The 18726-nt window shown below is 46.8% G+C and carries 14 protein-coding genes and 1 rRNA gene; 11 read left to right on the top strand and 4 right to left on the bottom strand.

The window, feature by feature from the left end; genetic code table 11:
- The first annotated feature begins 7 nt into the window (after positions 1-7).
- Both recF and gyrB read left to right on the top strand, forming a co-directional pair.
- On the top strand, positions 8-1090 hold the full coding sequence (recF, locus tag FTU55_RS11900; protein ID WP_005181126.1) for a DNA replication/repair protein RecF: 1083 nt from the start codon (positions 8-10) through the stop codon (positions 1088-1090).
- 42 nt (positions 1091-1132) lie between these two features.
- The gene (gene gyrB, locus FTU55_RS11895; RefSeq protein ID WP_104470783.1) at positions 1133-3601 is read left to right on the top strand and encodes a DNA topoisomerase (ATP-hydrolyzing) subunit B; all 2469 of its coding nucleotides are present in this window, start codon (positions 1133-1135) and stop codon (positions 3599-3601) included.
- Between the two features lie 52 nt (positions 3602-3653).
- On the opposite strand, the gene FTU55_RS11890 is transcribed toward gyrB, so the two are convergent.
- Together FTU55_RS11890 and FTU55_RS11885 are read right to left on the bottom strand one after the other, a co-directional pair.
- The gene (locus FTU55_RS11890; protein ID WP_005181133.1) at positions 3654-4817 is read right to left on the bottom strand and encodes a zinc-dependent alcohol dehydrogenase; all 1164 of its coding nucleotides are present in this window, start codon (positions 4815-4817) and stop codon (positions 3654-3656) included.
- Between the two features lie 310 nt (positions 4818-5127).
- A complete protein-coding gene (locus FTU55_RS11885; RefSeq protein WP_127800781.1) occupies positions 5128-7065 on the bottom strand; it encodes an ATP-binding cassette domain-containing protein in 1938 nt (645 codons plus the stop codon).
- A gap of 232 nt (positions 7066-7297) precedes the next feature.
- On the opposite strand from FTU55_RS11885, the gene FTU55_RS11880 reads away from it, so the two are divergent.
- From FTU55_RS11880 to erpA, 4 genes are all read left to right on the top strand, one after another.
- Positions 7298-8305 (top strand): putative solute-binding protein, encoded by a 1008-nt coding sequence (locus FTU55_RS11880; RefSeq protein ID WP_180047187.1) that lies wholly within the window; start codon positions 7298-7300, stop codon positions 8303-8305.
- A 257-nt stretch (positions 8306-8562) separates the two neighbouring features.
- Positions 8563-9573 carry a putative solute-binding protein gene (locus FTU55_RS11875; protein ID WP_016659761.1) on the top strand — a complete coding sequence of 337 codons (1011 nt, stop codon included), beginning with the start codon at positions 8563-8565 and terminating at the stop codon, positions 9571-9573.
- Positions 9574-9919: 346 nt separating this feature from the next.
- Positions 9920-10894, top strand: coding sequence for a putative solute-binding protein (locus FTU55_RS11870; RefSeq protein WP_171066731.1), 975 nt, complete (start codon positions 9920-9922; stop codon positions 10892-10894).
- Between the two features lie 116 nt (positions 10895-11010).
- On the top strand, positions 11011-11346 hold the full coding sequence (erpA, locus tag FTU55_RS11865; RefSeq protein ID WP_005181144.1) for an iron-sulfur cluster insertion protein ErpA: 336 nt from the start codon (positions 11011-11013) through the stop codon (positions 11344-11346).
- A gap of 73 nt (positions 11347-11419) precedes the next feature.
- Here erpA and FTU55_RS11860 read toward each other — a convergent pair whose 3' ends face one another.
- Positions 11420-12547, bottom strand: coding sequence for an anhydro-N-acetylmuramic acid kinase (locus FTU55_RS11860; RefSeq protein WP_005181147.1), 1128 nt, complete (start codon positions 12545-12547; stop codon positions 11420-11422).
- Positions 12548-12610: 63 nt separating this feature from the next.
- Between FTU55_RS11860 and tyrS the strand changes: the two genes are divergently transcribed.
- Positions 12611-13843, top strand: coding sequence for a tyrosine--tRNA ligase (tyrS, locus tag FTU55_RS11855; RefSeq protein WP_180047185.1), 1233 nt, complete (start codon positions 12611-12613; stop codon positions 13841-13843).
- Positions 13844-13983: 140 nt separating this feature from the next.
- Here the strand turns inward: tyrS and tnpA are convergent, their stop codons facing one another.
- A complete protein-coding gene (tnpA, locus tag FTU55_RS11850) occupies positions 13984-14397 on the bottom strand; it encodes an IS200/IS605 family transposase (RefSeq protein ID WP_104490858.1) in 414 nt (137 codons plus the stop codon).
- A 20-nt stretch (positions 14398-14417) separates the two neighbouring features.
- On the opposite strand from tnpA, the gene FTU55_RS11845 reads away from it, so the two are divergent.
- From FTU55_RS11845 to FTU55_RS11830, 4 genes are all read left to right on the top strand, one after another.
- A complete protein-coding gene (locus tag FTU55_RS11845) occupies positions 14418-15476 on the top strand; it encodes an RNA-guided endonuclease TnpB family protein (RefSeq protein ID WP_034586922.1) in 1059 nt (352 codons plus the stop codon).
- A gap of 451 nt (positions 15477-15927) precedes the next feature.
- A complete protein-coding gene (locus FTU55_RS11840) occupies positions 15928-16200 on the top strand; it encodes a hypothetical protein (protein ID WP_005181154.1) in 273 nt (90 codons plus the stop codon).
- A gap of 107 nt (positions 16201-16307) precedes the next feature.
- Entirely contained in the window at positions 16308-18212 is a 1905-nt protein-coding gene (locus tag FTU55_RS11835; protein WP_180047183.1) for a bifunctional UDP-sugar hydrolase/5'-nucleotidase, read from the top strand.
- A 436-nt stretch (positions 18213-18648) separates the two neighbouring features.
- Positions 18649-18726, top strand: a 16S ribosomal RNA gene (locus FTU55_RS11830); the annotation flags it as partial.

Here is an 18726-nt window from a genome sequence, read left to right as displayed (position 1 = left end):
CACGATTATGCATATTACGCGTTTAAATATAGAACGTGTTCGAAACTTAAAAGCGGTTGCACTCGTCGGGTTGCAGCCGTTTAATGTCTTTTATGGTGCCAATGGCTCCGGTAAAACCTCGATTCTGGAGGCCATTCATTTACTGGCCACCGGTCGTTCCTTCCGTACCCATATCCCCAAAAACTATATTCAGCATGATGCCCAAGATGCGATTGTATTTGCCCAGTCGCCCACCGAAAAAATCGGCATGCAAAAACTGCTGTCTGGGGAACAACTGATTAAGGTCAATGGTGATCATATTGCCACCCAGGGGCAGCTGGCCAAACTGCTGCCGCTACAACTGATTGATCCGCAAAGTACCGATATTATCGACCACGGCGCCAAACCGCGCCGGCAGTTGCTGGACTGGATGATGTTCCACGTGGAACCAGAGTTTTATCATGCCTGGCAATACTATTCGCGGGCCTTAAAACAGCGTAACAGCTTACTAAAAACCCGGCGTCATTTAAGCCTGGCCGAGCTGGAACCGTGGAACCAGATGCTGAGCCAGTATGGTGAAATGCTGCATCTGCAACGCTACAGTATTATCGAGCAGTGGCAGCATTATTTTCAGCAGGATTTACAGCAGTTGTTGCCCGATTTAAATATTCGCCTGGAATACCATCCGGGATTTCATCCGGAACCGGGTTTAATGAGCGATTTGGTCAATCATCATCAGAAAGATGTGGAGCGCCGTTATACCGAATATGGACCGCATCGCGCAGATTTACGTTTAAAAACAGCGACGGGCGATGCCGATGTGGTGCTGTCACGCGGACAAAAAAAGTTATTGATCATGGCTTTAAAACTGTCACAGATTGCAATGCTGCATGCGTGCAATAAGGAAACTGTGGTATTATTAGATGATCTGACAGCAGAATTAGATTTAACCGCACAACGACGTTTAATTGAGCGATTGAGCCAACTTGGTAGTCAAGTTTTTATTACCACCTTAGACCATGAATCAGTGCAGAATCACTTACATGATTTGTCTATTTCCTATCAATTATTCAATGTTGAAAACGGTACTGTTCAAGTTGTTGTGCAATAGTTTTTTATCTTTGGATAGACCAGTTTTTACTAGGGAGAAACCATGAGTTCAGAAGATCAATCTGCCACTCAAACAGAACAAACCAATGAAAAGGCTTATGATTCCTCTAGTATCAAAGTATTACGTGGCCTAGATGCTGTTCGTAAACGCCCGGGCATGTATATCGGTGATACAGATGATGGTACCGGTTTGCACCACATGGTGTTCGAGGTGGTCGATAACGCGATTGACGAAGCGCTTGCCGGCCATTGTGACGAGATTCTAGTCACTATTCATGAAGATGAATCGGTATCTGTGGCCGATAACGGTCGCGGCATTCCAACCGACATTCACCCGGAAGAAGGCGTATCGGCTGCCGAGGTGATTCTGACCATCCTGCACGCCGGCGGTAAGTTCGACGACAACAGTTATAAAGTGTCGGGCGGTCTGCACGGGGTCGGGGTATCGGTGGTAAACGCCCTGTCGAGCAAACTGGAACTGACCATTAAACGTGCCGGTCAGATTCATCAGCAGGAATACCGTCATGGTGATCCGCAATATCCATTAACTGTGGTTGGTGAAACAGAAGAGACCGGAACCATGGTTCGTTTCTGGCCAAGCGCCGAGACTTTCAGCCAGACCATTTTTAATGTCGATATTCTGGCGCGCCGTTTACGTGAACTGTCGTTCCTGAATGCCGGTGTACGTATTGTTCTGAAAGATGAGCGTATTAACCTGGAACATATCTATGACTATGAAGGTGGTCTGTCTGAGTTCGTGAAATATATTAACGAAGGCAAAAACCATCTGAATGATATTTTCCATTTTACCGTGCAGGCAGAAAATGGCATTGGAGTTGAAGTTGCGTTGCAATGGAATGATTCTTATCAGGAAAATGTACGCTGCTTTACCAACAATATTCCGCAAAAAGATGGCGGTACCCATTTAGCCGGTTTCCGTGCCGCGTTGACCCGTGGTTTAAACAGCTACATGGAAAACGAAAACCTGCTCAAAAAAGAGAAAGTGGTGGTTTCCGGGGATGACGCACGTGAAGGTTTGACCGCAATTATTTCGGTGAAAGTGCCTGATCCAAAATTCTCTTCACAGACCAAAGAAAAACTGGTGTCGAGTGAGGTAAAACCTGCAGTCGAGCAGGCCATGAATAAATCCTTCTCGGAATATTTACTGGAAAACCCGCAAGCGGCCAAATCGATTGCCGGCAAGATTATTGATGCAGCGCGTGCCCGTGATGCAGCGCGTAAAGCACGTGAAATGACCCGTCGTAAGAGCGCGCTGGATATTGCCGGTTTACCGGGTAAACTGGCCGATTGTCAGGAAAAAGATCCAGCTTTATCTGAACTGTATCTGGTCGAGGGTGACTCTGCGGGTGGTTCAGCCAAGCAAGGCCGTAACCGTAAAATGCAGGCGATTTTACCGCTAAAAGGTAAGATCCTGAACGTGGAACGTGCCCGTTTTGACAAGATGATTTCATCGGCAGAAGTCGGCACCTTGATTACTGCACTGGGCTGCGGAATTGGCCGTGAAGAATATAACCCGGACAAGCTGCGTTATCACAAAATCATTATCATGACCGATGCCGACGTCGATGGTTCGCACATCCGTACCTTGCTGCTGACGTTCTTCTTTCGTCAAATGCCGGAGCTGGTGGAACGTGGTCATATCTATATTGCCCAGCCACCGCTGTACAAGCTGAAAAAAGGTAAGCAGGAACAGTACATTAAAGACAATGAAGCACTGGAAACCTATCTGATTTCCAATGCCATTGATGAACTGGCCCTGCATGTCAGCGCAGATGCACCGGCGATTCGTGGTGAAGCACTGGCTTCGGTGATTGCCGATTATCAGACCTCGCAAAAGAGCCTGAGCCGTTTAACCTTGCGTTATCCAGCCAGCCTGTTAGATGGTTTGCTGGCGCAAGAGGCGTTCAAGCTGGATCAGGCGCATGATCTGGATTATGTACAGGCTTGGGGTGAGCAGCTGTGTGCCTATATCGCGGCCACTCAAAGCAGTTTACGTCCTGAACTCAGCATCGAAACCTTTGACAAAGAAGATGCGGAAGGACAGAAGTCTGCGATTTACTGGCCACGTATTACCATTTATGTGCATAACCTGCCACATGCCTATTTGCTGGATGCCGGTTTACTCGGTTCGGGTGAGTACGCACGTTTGCTGAAGAACTCGAAGAGCTGGTTTAGCCTGATTGAAGAAGGCGCGTACTTGCAAAAAGGCGAGCGCAAGATTCAGGTCAACAGCTTCCATCAGGTCTGGCAGCATATTCTGCAGGACTCACGCCGCGGCATGATGATCCAGCGTTATAAAGGTCTGGGTGAAATGAATGCCGAGCAGCTTTGGGAAACCACCATGGACCCGGAAAACCGTCATATGCTGCAGGTGACCATTGAAGATGCGATTGAAGCAGATCGGATGTTCTCATGTTTAATGGGCGATGATGTGGAACCACGTCGTGCTTTTATTGAAGAGAACGCCCTGAATGCCGATATTGATGCCTAAGGGCATGATTTAAAAAAAGCGCCTGCGGGCGCTTTTTTGTTGGCGCGATGGATTAGGGCGTGAGAATAATTTTGCGGCAATCCTGTTCGCGTTGATCAAAAATACGATAGCCCTCGGCAGCATCGGCCAGTTTCATACGGTGGGTAATAATCACTTCGGGGGACAGGTCGCCATTTTCAATCCGTTCCAGTAATTCGGGCAGGTACCGATGCACATGGGTCTGGCCCATCTTGAAGGTCAGGCCTTTATCAAAGGCATCACCGAACAGGAAACCGTGAATTGGACCGGCATAGACGCCCGGCACACTGACCACGCCGCCACGGCGCACTGCGGCAATACACTGGCGCAGGGCAAAGCCGCTGGAGCCTTCCAGTTTCAGGTTGGTCATCACGGTTTCAATCATGCTGCCTTTGGCTTCAAAACCAATTGCATCAATGACCGCATCGACACCCCGATGGCCGGGAGTATTGTCAATAATAAACTCGGCCGCATCCATTTCATCAAAATTGACTGGAATCGCGCCATAGGTTTCATGGGCAAACTGCAGCCGGTAATGGTGATGATCGACCATAAAAATCTGTTCAGCGCCAAGCATCCGTGCACAGGCCGCTGACAGTAATCCCACGGGTCCGGCACCATAAATGGCTACACTGGAGCCTTTGCCAATTTGTGCATTGGTCACCGCCTGCCATGCGGTTGGCAGAATATCGGTCAGGAATAGCACTTTTTCATCTGGCAGTGAACCGGGAACTTTAAAAGGACCGATATTGCCTTTGGGGATTCGCACATAATCGGCCTGTCCACCCGGCACGCCGCCATAAAGATGACTGTAGCCAAACAGCGCTGCACCCGGTGGAATCTGTTTTTTATTCAGAATGGCGCCGCGGCCCGTATTGGTATTTTCACAGGAGGCAGTCAGCTCATGTTCACAGAAAAAGCAGTGACCACAAGCAATCACAAAGGGAATAATCACCCGGTCGCCTTTTTTTACTGCCGTGACCTCGGGGCCGACTTCTTCGACCACGCCCATAAATTCATGGCCAAAAATATCGCCGTGTTCTGTGGCCGGAATTTTACCGCGATATAAATGCAGATCTGAGCCACAAATGGCAGTAGCGGTGACGCGAAGGATGACATCATCCGGTTCCTGAATAATTGGGTCAGGCACCGATTCAACTCTTACATCTCGGGTTCCATGATAGGTTAAGGCACGCATAGAATTTCCTCTCTTGGCTAGCAGAAGGCCAGACCCGCGCATTGAGCCGGCCACATTTCTTCATGATGAGATGCGCGGCTGTAAATTTATGTATAAAAAAACCGGCCAAGCTGTGTGCAAGAGGGCTTTATATTGCAGTTCAGTAAGTGCAATCAGAGCTAAAACGGAGAGGAAAACAGCTATTGGTGAGCATCCTCCTTGATCTTTTTAAAGAAAACAGACGGGCTAAAAAGAGGAGTGATCATAAAGTGGAAATAAAAAAGATAGCCACTGGGGCTATCTTGAGGGGAAGGTTTCGGAAGAAACGGGATTAACTGTTCTGGAATGATTGTTCCAGGGTTTCCAGTTCCATCATCAGTTCCAGCATGGTTTCTTCGGCCTGTTCCAGCGTGGCTTTTAAGCTGGTCTGTTCATTCATCAGCTTGAGCAGATCTTCTTTACGCGAAGCTTCATACAGGCTGCTGTCAGCCAGCTGTTCTTCAATACTGGCCAGACGGGGCTGGATTTTTTCAATCTGGCTTTCACATTGTTCAATTTTTTTCCGCAGCGGACGGGTTTCTTCACGGCGCTGCGCCGCCAGTTTGCGCTGTGCTTCTTTATCAACTTTGGCCGGTGCGGCAGTCTTGTTGGTACTTGCGCTGGCCTGTGCCAATGCGGTTTGGGCATTGATCTGCTGCTGACGGGCCTCACGTAACCATTTGGCATAATCCTGCAAATCACCGGAAAATTCAGTACAGCGTCCGGCATGCACCAACAGCAGGTCATCACAGACACTGGCGATTAGCTGACGTTCGTGCGATACCAGTACCACTGCGCCTTCAAAGTCCTGTAAGGCCATGCTCAGGGCATGACGCATGTCTAAATCCAGATGGTTGGTCGGTTCATCCAGAATCAGTACATTCGGGCGCTGCCAGACAATCAGGGCCAAGGCCAGACGGGCGCGTTCACCGCCGGAGAAGCTTTCGCACGGCGTATCCATACGTTCGCCGCTAAAACCAAAACTGCCGAGGAACGAACGTAGGGTGGCTTCACTGATCTGTTTGTCGGCCAGACGTGACAATTGCAGCATCGGGCTGGCCTGCGCATCCAGTGCATCCATCTGATGCTGGGCAAAGTAACCAATATTCAGCAGTTCAGAGGCTTTGCGCTGGCCATTTAAAAGCGCTAAATCACCAACCAGTGATTTAATTAGAGTAGATTTGCCGGCGCCGTTCATGCCCAGCAGGCCAATACGCGAGCTTGGGGTAATCTGCAGACTGATTTTGCTGGCAATACTTTTGCCCGGATAGCCAATTTCTGCCTGATCCAGAGTCAGTAAGGGTGAACTCATTTTGGTGGGTTCACGGAAACTGAAGGTAAACGGGGTATCGACATGCGCCGGTGCCAGCAACTGCATTTTTTCCAGCTGTTTAATCCGGCTTTGCGCCTGACGCGCCTTGGTGGCTTTGGCTTTAAAACGGTCAATAAATTTTTGCAGATGTGCGCGGGCTTCAACCTGCTTTTCAAAGGCCTGTTGCTGCTGGGCCAGACGTTCGCTGCGGGTCACTTCAAAGGTCGAGTAATTGCCGGTATATAAGGTCAGTTCCTGATTTTCAATATGCAGGATATGATCGGTCACTGCATCGAGAAAATCGCGGTCATGTGAAATCAGGATTAAAGTGCCTTCATAGGCATTGAGCCAGTCTTCAAGCCATAAAATGGCATCCAGATCCAAGTGGTTGGTTGGCTCATCCAGAAGTAGTAAGTCGGAGCGGCTCATCAGGGTGCGTGCCAGATTTAAACGCATGCGCCATCCACCGGAGAAACTGGAGACATCCAGACGTAGCTGATGTTCCATAAAACCTAAACCAGCCATCAGCTGGGCGGCTTTAGATGGGGCAGAATAGCCATGAATTTCATCAAAACGGCCATGTAATTGTGCCAGTTCGCTGTTACTGAGCTGTTCAGGTTGTGCCAGCTGTTTCTGAATCTGCCAATATTCTTCATCGCCCGATAACACAAAATCCAGCGCCGGCATATCTAGGGCTTTGACTTCCTGGGCCATGTGCGCAACGGTCCAGCCCGATGGACGGGTCAGGCTGCCTTCATCTGCCCCCAGTTCTCCCAATAAGGCGGCAAATAAGGTCGATTTGCCGGCGCCATTGACTCCGGTGAGGCCAACTTTCCAACCCGGATGGATCTGCATGGACGCTTTTTGAAATAAGACACGACCACCACGGCGTAAAGAGACTTGGTCAAATTGAATCATTGGACTCACTAAACTCAGGAACAGAATGCGCCTATTCTAAAGGATGCGCTCTGGAAAACAAAAAGCTGGCGCAGTTTATTTCAGGTGCTACAGCAACACATCGAAAAAAATAATGAAAAAGCGGGCGCCGTGTCATCTATCGGAAAGCGGCTATGCAGGTTTTTTTTATAAAACCAAGCCCGATATATTAAAATTTCTGATAAAAAACAAAAACAAATGTACGGTGACAAAAATGAAAAACGGAGTTTTGTTGTTGTCGACACTGGCCTTGTGTGGCGTCAGTGGCCTGGCTCAGGCCAATCTGCAGGTCTGTGTTTTTGATCTGTTGGGACGGGCCGGAGAATCCTATAAATTGCTGGAAGAATGGGCCTTGGCCAGCAAGCGCTGGGGCAGCAATGTCAGTCTGAAAGCCTATCAGGATGAAGCCCAGGTCGAGCGCGATTTTAAGGCGGGCAAGTGTGATGGTGCCTATATGACCTCAATGCGGGCGCGGCAATACAATAAATTTGCCGGTTCGATTGATGCACTGGGCGGTGTGCCAAGTAATAGCATTGCCCAGAAAGCCATTAGTTATGTGCTGGACCGGCGCAATAACCGCCGTCTGGTGACCCGGATTGGCCAGGAAACCTTTGAAGTGGCTGGCATCGGCCAGATTGGCTCGGCCTATATTTTTGTTAAAGATCGGGCCATGAACTCGGTTGAGCACATCAAAAACCGGAAATTTGCGATTCTGCATTATGATCCGGCACAAAAAATGATGGTGGAGCGGGTCGGTGGTATTGCAGTCGATTCCGATATTTCCAATTTTGTACGCAAGTTTAATCAGGGCGAGGTTGATATTGTGGCCGCACCGGCCTATGCCTTTAAACCGCTGGAAATTGAAAAAGGTTTGGGCACACGCGGTGCCATGATTGATTTTCCGGTGGTCAATGTCACGGCGGACCTGATTATCCGGCCAGAAAAATTCGCAGATGGTTTTGCAGTGCAGTCCCGGCGCTGGTTTGTCCAGCAGATTCCGAAAAACTTTGCCATGGTGAAACGTCTGGAAGCGGAAATTCCAAATAAATACCGCACCCGACTCAGCAAGGAAGATCAGGACAAATACCAGAAACTGCTACGTGATGGCCGCATCGAACTGACTGAAAAAGGCATTTATGATGGCTCGATGATGCGGGTACTGAAACGGGCACGTTGTACGGTAGAACGCACCAATTTTGAATGTTCACTTGGCGGTGAATAGAGAAAATGGTTATAAGTTTGTAAAAAAGTGGCCACGATGTGTAAATTTTCGCCGCGCTACCTGAAATTTTTAAGCCATTGAAAATGCTGCTGATCTCTGCAATTTGTGGGTTTGAGATCAGCAGCTGTATAAATTGAATTGGTCACGATTTAAAAATATTTGGAGTAAAAGCTCTATTTTTTTAAAAACAAGTTGCTTAATATTCAGCAAGTGTATGGACACTCTTGATGAAAGACGATTCTGTAAGGACAAATACAATGAAAAAAACAATTCTCGCGCTTTCTGCGCTGGCTACTTTGGGTATGGCCAGCAATGCTCAGGCAGCCAAGGTCGATGTATGTATCTTCGATTTACTCGGCAAATCTGGTGAATCTTATCAAATGGCCCAGGAATGGGCGCTGGCCGCGAAAGGCTGGGGCGCAGACATCAACCTGATTCCCCGTCAGGATGAAGCCGTGGCCGATAATGACTTTAAAGCTGGCAAATGTGATGCGGTTTTCCTGACTGCGATGCGTGCCCGTCAGTACAATAAATTTGCCGGTTCAATTGATGCGCTGGGCGGTGTGCCCAGCAATGCCATTGCCCAACGTGCGATTACTTTTGCCCTGGACAAACGTAATGCCGGCAAAATGGTCACCAATCTGGGGGGTAAAAAATATGAAGTGGCGGGAATTGCACCTTTAGGTTCGGCCTTTATTTTCGTCCGTGACAAGAATATTGATTCGATTGAAAAAGCTGCCGGCAAGAAATTTGCGGTACTGGGCTATGACGATGCACAAAAAATTATGGTGCAACGTGTCGGTGCTCAGGCGGTAATCTCCGATGTGTCTAACTTTGTGGCGAAATTTAATAATGGCCAGGTCGATATGGTTGGTGCGCCAGCCTATGCCTATAAGCCGCTGGAAATCTATAAAGGCTTGGGCAGCAAAGGCGCCATGTTTAATTTCCCGGTACTGCATGTGACGGCTGATTTAGTAATTAGTCCGGAGAAATTCCCGGCTGGTTTTGGCCAGAAATCGCGTGACTGGTTCTCGAAAAATCTGCCAAAAAGTTTGGGCATGATTAAACGTCTGGAAGCAGGCATTCCAGCCAAATACAAAATGAACCTGAGCGCGGAAGAGAAAACCAAATACCAGAAACTGTTACGTGAAGGGCGGATGGATATGACCAAGCGCGGTATTTATGATGCGTCGATGATGAGCGTACTCAAACGTGCCCGCTGTTCTGTCGATAAAGCCAACTTCGAGTGTTCACTGGGCGGTGAATAAGCTTCATTTTTAAGGAAAAACAACCCGGCATCTGTGCCGGGTTGTTGCATCTGGAACCTTGTCACTTGGGCCATTGCAGTTCAGATCAAATCACGTAAGCTAATCAAAAATAATAGTTTCATCTTTGCCCAAGCCTAAAAAATAGAGATGAGTTGTTTCATCAAAGGCATACAGACAGGAGGAGCAGGAGAGCGTGATCTCCAAGGGTAAAAAGAACAAGGATGGATGCGCTAAAATAGCTTTTTAAAACATTAAACACGATTCAGTACAACTGAAAACAACAAGAACAGCGATAAAGGAAAGATCAATGAAATATTATGCTCAAGGCATCGCACTGGCTGCAGTGATGGGACTCGGTGCGACTGCAGCACAGGCCAAGCAGACAGTGTGTGTCTTTGATTTAGTGGGAAAAAGTGGTGATGTGTATGCGCTGATGCTGGACTATCAGCTGGCGGCCAAAGCCTGGGGCGCCGATATTGAACTGCGCGTCGGGCAGAATGAAGCGGTAATTGCCGAAGATTTTAAAGCCGGTAAATGTGACGGGATTAGTGTCACCGGTATGCGCGGGCGTCAATTTAACAGCTTTACCGGTTCTCTGGATGCGATTGGTGCAATTCCCGATTTAAATCTGGCGGTCAAAGTCATGCAGGGACTGGCCAGTCCGAAATTTTCCCGCTTCATGACTCAGGGCCAGTATGAAGTGGCTGGTGTAGTGCCTGTTGGTGATGCCTTTTTAATGGTCAATGACCGCAGTATTAATACCGTGGCCAAAGCTGCCGGTAAAAAAATTGCGGTCCTGGATTATGACCAGGCACAAAAAATTATGGTGCAGCAGATTGGCGCGCAGGCAGTCAGTTCAGATGTCACCAACTTCGGCAGTAAATTCAATAACGGTCAGGTCGATATTATTGGTGCGCCGGCCGCCGTGTTTAAGCCACTGGAGCTGCATAAGGGCTTGGGCAGTAAAGGCGCGATTGTGAATTATCCGATTTTACAGGTGACTGGCAATATTATTATTCGCCCGAACAAGTTCCCGGCCGGTTTTGGCCAGAAATCACGGGAATGGGTCAAAGGTCAATTGCCACGTGCCTTTAACATCTTGGGTAAAATGAAAGCCGATATTCCGCAAAAATACTGGATGAATATTCCGGCAGCCGACAAACCGGGCTATCAGAAGATGATGCGTGAGGCGCGGATTGACCTGACCAAACGTGGCATTTATGACAAACGCATGATGAAGCTGCTGTGGCAATTCCGCTGTAAGCAGGATCCGAAAAACTTCGAATGCGGCCTGCAGGATGAGAATTACAAACAATCTTGATAAAATTAGTCTGAATTGACTTTGAATTGAACATGACTGACCATATATTGGGTATGTTATACTTGATATGTGGTCTTTTCTGTTAAAAGACATTTGAATCGAACGAGGAATCCGACATGAATGCCCAAGCCCTTGTGCTGACTGACAATGCTGCGAACAAAGTACGCCAATTGCGTGACAGTGAAGGCAACCAAGATTTAATGTTACGCGTTTATGTGACCGGTGGTGGTTGTTCGGGCTTCTCTTACGGTTTTAACTTTGCTGAAAGCATGAATGAAGATGATGCTGAATTCGTGAATGGTGACGTAAAAATGCTGGTCGATTCACTTAGCTATCAATATCTGGTCGGTTCAGTGGTGGACTATTTAGAAGGTCTGGAAGGTTCACGTTTTGTGGTTCAAAATCCGAATGCCACGACTACGTGTGGCTGTGGTTCTTCTTTCTCGATTTAAGCAGAATTTTAAAATACTCAGCCCTCTATTTTGAGGGCTTTTTTAATATCTTTTTTAATATAAAGAGATTGGCCTAGACTGCGGTCAATGTTCCTAAAATCCGGTAGCCTTTGGCCCCAGTCACAGCCGGGAAATTGCCACTTTGCTGGTTCAGAAAACGCATCGCCAACCAGGCAAAAGCAGTGGCTTCCACCCAGGTCGGGTTAATACCTAAATCCGCCGTGGTCTGTACACTCCACTCATGTTTGCGTAAGCGCCAGCGCAGCTGTTCCAGTAAATAGGAATTATAGGCACCGCCCCCACAAACATAGACTTCACCGGTGTCCATGCCCGAGCGGTAAATGGCTTTTTTAATCGCGCGGGTGGTCAGTTTTAACAAGGTGGCCTGTACATTTTCCGGGGTATCTTCCAGTTCCTGATAGGCCAGGTCATTGCGCCAGTCGGCAATCTGTTCATCCAGCCATTCCAGGTTAAAATCTTCACGGCCGGTGCTTTTTGGCGGCTCTTTGGAAAAATATTCATGTGCCTGTAGCCGGTCCAGCAGACTGCGAATTGGCTGTCCATAAGCCGCCCAGTTGCCGTTTTCATCATAAGGCTGGCCGGTGTAGCGTTCACACCAGGCATCCATCAGGATATTGGCCGGGCCGGTATCAAAACCATAGACTTTTTCCGGCTGTCCGGCAGGCAACATGCTGACATTGGCAATCCCGCCCAAATTCAGAATCACCCGGTGGATGCTGTCATGCTGGAACACGTCCTGATGAAAAGCTGGTACCAACGGAGCACCTTGTCCACCGGCAGCCATATCACGCCGGCGGAAATCCGAGACCACCGGCAGCTGGGTTATTTCGGTAATAATATTTGGATCACCAATTTGCAGGGTAAAGCCATGTTCAGGCCGGTGGCGGATGGTCTGGCCATGTGAACCAATGGCACGAATCTGGCTGCGATCAAGCTGGTGTTCTTCAATCAGGCGGTTAATGCCATGTCCAATCATTTGCGCCAGCGCCACATCGGCTTTGCCCATCCGGTCAATTTCATTGTCATCCGGCAGGGTCAGGGCCATCAGTTCATCGCGTAAATCGGGATCGAAGCTCAGGGTCAGGGTGGCATGAAGCTGTAAAGGATCAAAAGAAGCAGCAACAATATCGACACCATCCATACTTGTGCCGGTCATTACCCCAATATAGATCGCTGTCATGGTTATTCTTAAGCCTGCAATGTGCTGAAAAAGTGTTAGTATATCGCACAAATTGAATAACTGATGTGTTTGGGTTTTGTGATGTCAAATTTCTTGCCAGCTGAAGAACAACTTGCTCTCATCCAACGAGGTACGCATGAAATTATTTCTGAAGAAGATCTTCTAAAGAAATTAAAAGAGAACCGTCCTTTAAAAATTAAAGCGGGCTTTGACCCGACTGCACCTGACCTGCATTTGGGTCATACGGTTTTAATTAACAAGCTGAAAGTGTTCCAGGATTTGGGGCACGAGGTCTTCTTCCTGATTGGTGACTATACTGCCATGATTGGTGACCCGACCGGTAAGAGCGCGACCCGTCCGCCGTTGTCACGCGAGCAGGTACTGGAAAACGCCAAAACCTATCAGGAACAGGTGTTCAAGATTCTTGATCCAAACAAAACCAAAGTGGTGTTTAACTCGGAATGGTTTGCTAGTAAAACAGCGGCCGATTTAATTCAACTGGCCTCACAGCAAACTGTGGCGCGTATGCTGGAGCGTGATGACTTCACCAAGCGTTATAACAACCAACAACCGATCGCGATTCACGAATTTTTGTATCCATTGGTACAAGGTTATGACTCGGTGGCCTTACAAGCCGATGTGGAGTTAGGTGGTACAGACCAGACCTTTAACTTGTTGATGGGACGTACCTTACAAGGCCGTTATAACCAGGAAGCACAGGTGTGTATTACCGTGCCAATTCTGGAAGGTTTAGATGGCGTCAACAAGATGTCGAAATCATTAGGCAACTATATTGGTGTATTTGATGCCCCAGGCGCGATGTATCAAAAAGTGCTGTCTATGCCGGATTCACTGATTGAGCGTTATTTTGACCTGCTCAGCTTCAAGTCTGTGGCAGAAATCCAGCAATTACTGAAAGAAGTGGCTGAAGGTCGTAATCCGCAGGATGTGAAAAAGATTCTGGCGCTGGAACTGGTCGAGCGTTTCCACGGTGCGGAAGCTGCAGCCAATGCGCATAAAGGTGCCGGTAACCTGATTACCGAAGGTGAATTGCCAGAAGGTACACCAGAAGTGACCATTTCACGTGGCGAATATGGCGGCGAGATTTTCATTGCTTCTATTTTACGTGCAGCAGGTTTAACCAAAAACGCGGCACAAGCCAAAGATGCTGTCGGTCGTGGTGCAGTGAAAGTTGATTGGCAACCAGTCGATGCCTCATTCTCGGTCAAAGAAAACGTGACCTTGATTGTACAGGCCAGTAAAAAGGCCATTGCCAAAGTCACCTTTACCGACTAAAAACGCAGTTAAGTATTTGAATTAAAAAGCAGGCTTCGGTCTGCTTTTTTTATTCCCTTTAGCCGTAAAACCTCGCCCTTCAGGGCGGGGATATAAGGCTGCAATCCGCTAGTCCCCCTTGTGGGGATTAGCTAGGATTGCTAATGCGGTGTTTGCTGTTGTTGGATATATTGTTTAATAATCCCAATGGGAGCACCTCCACACGATGCAGCGAAATAACTAGGCGACCACAAAGCATTCCCCCATAATTTGTTTTTAATTTCAGGGTGTTTAGTTCTTAAAATACGACTAGATGCACCTTTTAGGCTGTTAACCAAGCTAGAAATAGCTACTTTTGGTGGATAGTTCACAAGTAAATGAACATGATCATGCTCACCCTCAAATTCTACCAACTTAGCTTCAAAGTCTAAGCAAATGCGCTTGAATACTTCATTCATAGTTTCGAGCATAGCTTTGGTAAAAACATCTCTACGATATTTAGCCACAAAGACTAAATGAACGTGCATATTAAAAACACAGTGACGACCTGTTCTAATCTCTTGACTATTATCCATAGACCAAATATATTTTAGTGATGAAGACACTTAAATTACGCATAAAAGACAAACATTGCAAGGTGCTAGACCAATTGGCATCTGAAGTTAATTTTGTCTGGAACTATGTCAATGATTTGTGTTTTAAACACTTGCAAAGAAAACAACAATTCTTTTCAGCTTACGATATTGCTAAATACACGAAAGGTACATCAAAAGAGTGTAATTTGCACAGCCAAACCATACAGGCAGTTGCGGAAGAATTAGTTACTCGAAGAAAGCAATTTAAAAAAGCCAAGCTAAAATGGCGTGTCAGTAACAAAAAAAACGCTAGACGTTCTCTCGGTTGGATTCCATTTAAAAAAGTGGCGGTGAAATATGCCGATGGGTATGTCCAATACGGCAAGCATCAATTCAAGCTATGGGACAGTTACGGACTAAGTAAATACAATGTTAAAACAGGCTCGTTTGTCGAGGATAGCCGAGGGCGTTGGTATGTATGTCTTGTGGTTGATTCAATTAAAACAGAGAAAACCACCGCTAAAACCTCAATTGGCATTGATCTAGGACTCAAAGACCTTGCGACTTGCTCAGATGGTGTAAAGTTCAAAGCCCCTAAAATCTATCGTCAATATGAACAAAAACTTGGTATTGCTCAAAGAGCAAGAAATAAAAAACGTGTCAAAGCGATTCATGCCAAGATCAAAAATCTACGTCAAAATATGCTGCATCAATTCAGTCATAAACTGGTGAATGAACATGCAGCCATCTTCGTTGGTAATGTGAATGCCAAAGCATTGGCACAGACAAAATTAGCTAAGTCTGTACTCGATGCAGGTTGGACGACCTTAAGAACCATGCTCAAGTATAAATGCGAGAACGCAGGGGTATGGTATGAAGAAGTCAATGAAGCCTATACCACCCAAACTTGCTCGTGCTGCGGCTCACGCTCCAGTAGTCTGAAAGGTAGAGCAGGACTTGGAATAAGAGAATGGCAGTGTGTGGAGTGCGGTACATTCCACGATAGAGATATAAACTCAGCACTGAATATTCTTGCGCTCGGACATGGGCGTCTCGCAGGAGGAATCTCCGTCCTTTAGGTCGGAGAGGATGTCAAGATATTGCTTATAAGATATTTAAATATTTAAATTTAAAAAAACCTTATAAAAACAAGAATTAAATTTTTCCGATTGTCTTGATTTTGTCATATTTTATGTTTAAGATTTATCCGTCTAAATATGTGGTGTCTACATATCTAGAGGGTAAATTGCTATTTGATGACGTTTCATCCCCAAGAAGCGTGGAAATAGCCGAAAATAATAATGACAATAACATATGGATCCGTAAAAGATTCAACTCCGAGGGAGAGATTTTGGGAGAGATCTCTTTCTTTTTTTTATCCAAAATTTAGCCTTTGACCTGAAAAAAAGCGGTTTTTTGAGCAGCTGGAGCACTATCTGCCCCATGGTTGCCCGCTGCAAAAATCCGGCGTATAAATAAATCCGGATCATCATTTCCATATAAAAAATAAACTCGAGCCAGAGGGAGCGCATGTATTCCTATAATACCGATACTCATGATCAGCAGCTGGATGCCATTTTACGTTTCCTGTTTGAATATCAGCCGCAAAGTGAAAAGCAGTTTGCCTATCAACCGGTCAAGACACTGTTTGAGCAATTAGAGCTGTCGGCCATGTATCAGCTATTTGCCCTGATTCACGAGCAACTGCCGCGTAAAGCCAGACTGCTGTTTGCGGCCGAAGATTATCGCGGTAAACAGGCACTGGTCTTAGAGGTGATGCAGCATATTCGCGAACGGGTTTAACTATTGTCATGAAATCTTGATCGTTTTTTCATCTGCCTTACATGTTCAGGCCATAGACTCAATCAGACAATTCCAATTAAAACACTGAGTCTCAGGGTAATTGCCAGATGAATATATTGAATAAAAAAACCATATTATCAATAGCCTGTCTTTCTGTTTTCATGACAGCCTGCGGGGATAATGACCGTCAGACTACTGCACCGACACCAGTAGTCGAGGGCAAAGCAGTTGAACTGAATATTCTGCATATCAATGACCATCACTCCCATTTAGATGAAGAGCACTGGAACTTTAGCCTGGCACAAGGGGCTGAGGAAGAAAATTATAGCGTCAGCCGGGGCGGTTTTGCTCGTGTCGCCGGTTTAATCAACCGTCTGGCAGAGGAATATCCGAATGTGATCAAACTACACAGTGGGGATGCGATTACTGGCGATCTATACTTTAACCTTTCTGAAGGTAAGGCCGATGCAGATGCCATGAATACGGTCTGCTTTGACAGTTTTGTGCTGGGTAACCATGAATTTGATGCCAAAGATGCAGGCCTACAGAAATTTATTAACTATCTGGATGCCGGTAACTGTGCCACACCAACCCGTATTGTATCGGCCAATGTGAATTTTGGGCCATCTTCGCCGCTGTATCAGACCCAGCGCATTGAAAAGTCGTTTATATTTGAACGTGGCGGTGAAAAGTTTGCCATTATTGGCCTGACCATTGCCGACAAAACCAAGAATGCCTCTCAGCCGAACAGTGACACTACGTTTGCCAATGAAGTTGAAGCGGCTCAACAGGAAATTGATCGCCTGAAAGCTCAAGGCATCCACAAGATTATCCTGCAAACCCATACCGGTTTTGCCCTGGATCAGCAACTGGCTGCGGCTTTAACTGATGTTGATGTGATTGTCGGCGGTGATTCACATACCTTATTAGGTCCGGACAGTTTAGAGGCGGTCGGCCTGAGTCCGAGTGGTGCGTATCCGACCCAAGCGCGAAATAAAGATGGTGATCTGGTCTGTATTGCCCAGGCCTGGCAGTACAGCTATGTGGTGGGTGATTTAAAGGTCAAGTTCAATCCGCAAGGCCAGGTGGAACAGTGTAGTGGCACACCGCACATTTTAGTGGGCGATGACTTTAAGCGTGAAAATACCGAGAGCAAACAGTTTGAAGCCTTAAATGCAACCGAACAGGCGGCGCTGCTGGAGCGTTTTAAAGCGGCGAATATTCCGATGCAGGTGGTCAGCCCATATACCGCGACCTTAAATGTGCTGCTGCCATATCAACAACAGAAACAGAATTTTGCCAGCACGGTGGTGGCTCAGGCAACCGATAACCTGTGTTTACGCCGTGTACCGGGGACGCAGCGCGATACCAGCCGTTCTAGTCTGGGCGATATCTGTAACCAGAATCCGCATGTCATTGCTCATGGCGGCGATATTCAGCAGATGATTGCCGAAGCCTTCTTGCAACAAGGTAAAGTGTACTTTGATGCTGATCTGTCATTCCAGAATGGTGGTGGGGTGCGTGTGGATGTCGCGGCAGGTCCAGTCACCGTAGAGAAAATCTATCAGGTACTGCCATTTAAAAATACACTGGTCCGTTTGGATATGACTGGTGCAGAAATTAAAGCCACGCTGGAAGATGCGATTAGCGGTGTGGTCGAGCAGAGAAATACTGGCAGTTATCCATATACTGGTGGTTTACGCTGGCAGGTAGATTTAACCCAGGCCAAAGGGCAGCGTATTAGCCAGCTGGAAGTGCGTAATACAAGCGGTAGTTATGAAGCACTGGTCTTGGATCGAACCTATAAAGTGGTGACTATCGACTTCCTGGCCAATGGACAGGACTACTATAGCAGCATGAAAGAGGTGACAGGCGAGCGCCGTATGGACGTGGGCCTTGATTATGCCGAAGCGTTTTTACAATATGTGGAGCGTTTACCGGGAACAACCGGACAAAAAGCGCTCGGTAAATTGCCAACAGCGGATTACAGCACGCAGAAATTTACTGAATAAGATAAAAAGAAAGACAGCAAAAAATCCCGTTCGCGGGATTTTTTCTTTTGAATTGTGCAAAAAATAAGTGAAAAACCGGTTTTTTTAGCTGTTTCGTAGAAAAAAGATACATACGTGAAAAATAAAGTGAATTGGGGCTTGCAATGATTCTGAAATCCTCTAGAATGCACCCCATACCGACGAGATACACGGAGATGAACGAAGCGGATCGCTGAGTTATCAAGTGTTTTGAGTCCAGCTTCTGGCACTGACGAGGTGTTGGAAAGATCATTAAGAGATTATGAAGAACAACTTGTGTGGATTTTTACTGGTTGATTAATCGAATATATTTTCATTAATTGATTGGTTTAAATTACTCGAAGTTTATTTGAGCGAATTTAAGTCAGTAATTGATGAGCCAGATTTGGTCACTTCGAATAAAGTGACAAAATGATTTTAACTGAAGAGTTTGATCATGGCTCAGATTGAACGCTGGCGGCAGGCTTAACACATGCAAGTCGAGCGGAGCGAGGGT

Origin of the sequence: Acinetobacter sp. YH12117, assembly GCF_013418865.1 — a bacterium.
GTDB lineage: Bacteria > Pseudomonadota > Gammaproteobacteria > Pseudomonadales > Moraxellaceae > Acinetobacter > Acinetobacter indicus.
Note: the sequence above shows the minus strand (reverse complement) of the source record. Positions and strands in the feature narration are given on the sequence as shown.

Bases quoted from the DNA above. Each gene is read 5' to 3' on its own strand.
- FTU55_RS11870 (WP_171066731.1), top strand. From the start codon at position 9,920: ATGGGACTCGGTGCGACTGCAGCACAGGCCAAGCAGACAGTGTGTGTC.
- FTU55_RS11860 (WP_005181147.1), bottom strand. From the start codon at position 12,547: ATGACAGCGATCTATATTGGGGTAATGACCGGCACAAGTATGGATGGT.
- FTU55_RS11885 (WP_127800781.1), bottom strand. From the start codon at position 7,065: ATGATTCAATTTGACCAAGTCTCTTTACGCCGTGGTGGTCGTGTCTTA.
- FTU55_RS11835 (WP_180047183.1), top strand. From the start codon at position 16,308: ATGAATATATTGAATAAAAAAACCATATTATCAATAGCCTGTCTTTCT.
- FTU55_RS11840 (WP_005181154.1), top strand. From the start codon at position 15,928: ATGTATTCCTATAATACCGATACTCATGATCAGCAGCTGGATGCCATT.
- gyrB (WP_104470783.1), top strand. From the start codon at position 1,133: ATGAGTTCAGAAGATCAATCTGCCACTCAAACAGAACAAACCAATGAA.
- tnpA (WP_104490858.1), bottom strand. From the start codon at position 14,397: ATGGATAATAGTCAAGAGATTAGAACAGGTCGTCACTGTGTTTTTAAT.
- FTU55_RS11890 (WP_005181133.1), bottom strand. From the start codon at position 4,817: ATGCGTGCCTTAACCTATCATGGAACCCGAGATGTAAGAGTTGAATCG.
- FTU55_RS11875 (WP_016659761.1), top strand. From the start codon at position 8,563: ATGAAAAAAACAATTCTCGCGCTTTCTGCGCTGGCTACTTTGGGTATG.
- tyrS (WP_180047185.1), top strand. From the start codon at position 12,611: ATGTGTTTGGGTTTTGTGATGTCAAATTTCTTGCCAGCTGAAGAACAA.
- recF (WP_005181126.1), top strand. From the start codon at position 8: ATGCATATTACGCGTTTAAATATAGAACGTGTTCGAAACTTAAAAGCG.
- erpA (WP_005181144.1), top strand. From the start codon at position 11,011: ATGAATGCCCAAGCCCTTGTGCTGACTGACAATGCTGCGAACAAAGTA.
- FTU55_RS11880 (WP_180047187.1), top strand. From the start codon at position 7,298: ATGAAAAACGGAGTTTTGTTGTTGTCGACACTGGCCTTGTGTGGCGTC.
- FTU55_RS11845 (WP_034586922.1), top strand. From the start codon at position 14,418: ATGAAGACACTTAAATTACGCATAAAAGACAAACATTGCAAGGTGCTA.